Origin of the sequence: Halomonas sp. 707D4, from assembly GCF_024158685.1 — a bacterium.
In the GTDB taxonomy this organism is placed as follows: Bacteria; Pseudomonadota; Gammaproteobacteria; order Pseudomonadales; family Halomonadaceae; genus Vreelandella.
Window position 1 is genome coordinate 1 of sequence record NZ_JAMZBD010000434.1, and the last position, 2,584, is coordinate 2,584.

Here is a 2,584-nt window from a genome sequence, read left to right on the forward strand (position 1 = left end):
GAACCTGATCGCGGGGCAGTGGGGCGAGTACGCCGGCCCCATCGAAACCTTGACCGGCATCTTCATGTCGACGCTGGCGCTGCCCGCCGACAGCCGCGCAACGCTACCCGTGGCGCCGGGCCGCCAGGTGTTTCTCTACGTGGCGGAGGGCGAGGTGAGCGTGGGGGGCGAGCCGGTGACGGCGCACCGTCTGGTCGAACTCGACCGCGAGGGCGACACCGTGGAGATCGCGGCGGCAAGCGGCGCGCGGCTGCTCTTCGGCCACGGCGAGGTGATCGACGAGCCGGTGTTCTCCCACGGTCCCTTCGTGATGACCACGCGCGAGGAGATCGTCGAGGCCATCGACGATTACCAGGCGGGCAAGTTCGGTGGCCTGAACGCCTAGAGCGGCTCGCCTCGGTAGTAGTGCCATAGGAAGAGCGCGCCCACGCTTCTCCAGGGTGCCCAGTGCTCGACGAGCTGACGCGCCCTGGCGGGCGTGGGCTTGTCGTCGAGGCGCTTCAGGCGGCCGAGCGCCACGCGCAGGGCCAGGTCGTCCGCCGGGAAGACGTCCGGGCGTCCGAGCGAGAACATCAGGTAGATCTCCGCGCTCCAGCGCCCGAAGCCCTTGAGAGCCGTGATCGCGGCGACGACCTCCTCGTCGCTCAGGTGCTCGAGATCGTCGGCGCTGAAGGTGCCGGCGAGCTCCGCGTCGGCGAGGCCCTTGGCGTAGCCGATCTTGCGCCAGGAGAGCCCGGCGTCGCGCAGCGCCTGGCCCTCTATCTCGCTCACCGCCCTGGCGTGGAGCTCGGGCAGCACGGTATTGACGCGGCCCATGATCGCCCGCGCCGCCTCGACGGAAAGCTGCTGGCTGACGATGGTCGAGAAGAAGGTGGAAAAGCCTCGGTCGCGCTGGCGCGGAGGCGGCGCGCCCACACCGGGCAGGGCGCGGGCGATGTCGGGGTCGGCCTGGGCCAGCTCGCGCATGGCCTGGGCAATGGTATCCGGTGTCATGAAGCAGTACTCGATGGGCGCTATGCTGTCGAATCATCTTCCAACCTAGCAGGAAACGAGCCGCGACGGGGCGTGTCGCCCGCCCGCTTTCTGATGGCGCGGCTTTATACTTTCGTCTACTTTTGCGATCATCCGACGCAATCGAGTCGATATTCGTTCGGGTGCCCCGGCGCCCATGGAGTCAAGTGTGCAAGAGTCTTCTCAAGGCCAAGCGCGTAGTCCGCGCTTGGCCGAATTTTCGTTAGCGCTGGGTGGTTTCGGCATCGGCACCAGCGAGTTCGTCATCATGGGCTTGATGAACCGCGTGGCAAGCGACCTGGCCGTCTCGGAGCCCCAGGTAGGCTACGCGATCAGCAGCTACGCCCTTGGCGTGGTGGTGGGCGCGCCGATCATCTCGGCGCTGGCCGCGCGAGTGCCCAAGCGGGCGCTGCTGATCGTGCTGATGCTGGTGTTCGCCGTGGGCAACATCGCCAGTGCCATGGCGCCGGGCTTCTGGTCCTTCGTGGGCCTGCGCTTTCTGGCCGGGCTGCCTCACGGGGCCTACTTCGGCGTGGCGGCGCTGGTGGCCGCCGGGGCGGTGCCCATCGATCAGCGGGCGCGGGCGATCTCGCGGGTGATGCTGGGACTGACCACGGCGATCCTCGTGGGCGCGCCGCTGGGTACCTGGGCGGGCAACGTGTTCGGCTGGCAGATCGCCTTCACTGCGGTAGGCGGCATCGCCCTGCTCACCGCCTTGCTGATTCGCCTCTACGTGCCGGTGCAGCCCATCAACACCCAGGCCAGCCCGAAGAAGGAGCTCAAGGCGCTGGTCGATCAGCGCGTGCTGGTGACCATCGCCATCGCCTGCATCGGCTGTGGCGGCATGTTCTCCATCTTCAGCTACGTGATGCCGACCCTGACGCGCCAGGCAGGCATGAGCGAGGCGTTCGGCCCGCTGGTGCTGGTGATCTTCGGCATTGGCTCGATCATCGGCAACCTGGTGGGCGGGCGCATGGCGGACCGGAACCTGATGCGGGCGATTCCCCGCATCCTGATCTGGTGCGCGGTGATCCAGGGGCTCTATTTCGTCGCCGCCAACAACGTCTGGACGGGACTTCTCTGCGTGGGCCTGGTGGGTACCTGCATGGCGCTGGCGCCGTCGCTGCAGACGCGCTTGATGGATGTGGCGGGCGACGCCCAGACCATGGCGGCCTCGCTCAACCACGCTGCGTTCAACGGCGCCAACGCTCTGGGGGCCTGGCTTGCGGGGCTGGCGATCAGCGTAGGCCTGCCCTGGTCGAGCACTGGCCTTGTCGGCACGGGGCTGGCCCTTTGCGGGCTGCTTATCTTCTGGTGGGGCCGCGTGCTCGAAAAGCGCAGCTACCCCGAGGCGAGTACGGTCTGACACGAGTGCACGAACGTCGGCAGGCGTTTTCGCAACGTAAGTTAAACCAGCGTTGGCGCGATTAAAGTGGCAAAGGCGGGTAATTCTTCCTAGGGTATAAGAGTGCAAACCATAAGGAGGTGACCCATGCATACTCAGCTTCTGAAAACGTCTCGCGTCGTGACCCTGGGCGCAATCACTGCCGCCATGCTGGTATTGGCGGGCTGC

Annotated in this window: 3 protein-coding genes; 2 read left to right on the forward strand and 1 reads right to left on the reverse strand. The window is 66.8% G+C overall.

Translation table 11 applies throughout. The annotated features are described in order from the left end of the window. The coding region (locus tag BIS11_RS14860; protein WP_301286483.1) for a pirin family protein at positions 1-385 on the forward strand (385 nt) is incomplete at its 5' end. On the opposite strand, the gene BIS11_RS14865 is transcribed toward BIS11_RS14860, so the two are convergent. Continuing rightward, positions 382-993 carry a DNA-3-methyladenine glycosylase gene (locus tag BIS11_RS14865; RefSeq protein ID WP_253423969.1) on the reverse strand — a complete coding sequence of 204 codons (612 nt, stop codon included), beginning with the start codon at positions 991-993 and terminating at the stop codon, positions 382-384. The genes BIS11_RS14860 and BIS11_RS14865 overlap by 4 nt on opposite strands. 187 nt (positions 994-1,180) lie before the next feature. Between BIS11_RS14865 and BIS11_RS14870 the strand changes: the two genes are divergently transcribed. Next, positions 1,181-2,377: an MFS transporter gene (locus tag BIS11_RS14870; protein ID WP_253423971.1), complete on the forward strand. Its 1,197-nt coding sequence runs from the start codon at positions 1,181-1,183 to the stop codon at positions 2,375-2,377. Positions 2,378-2,584 lie beyond the last annotated feature (207 nt).

Bases quoted from the DNA above. Each gene is read 5' to 3' on its own strand.
- BIS11_RS14865 (WP_253423969.1), bottom strand. From the start codon at position 993: ATGACACCGGATACCATTGCCCAGGCCATGCGCGAGCTGGCCCAGGCC.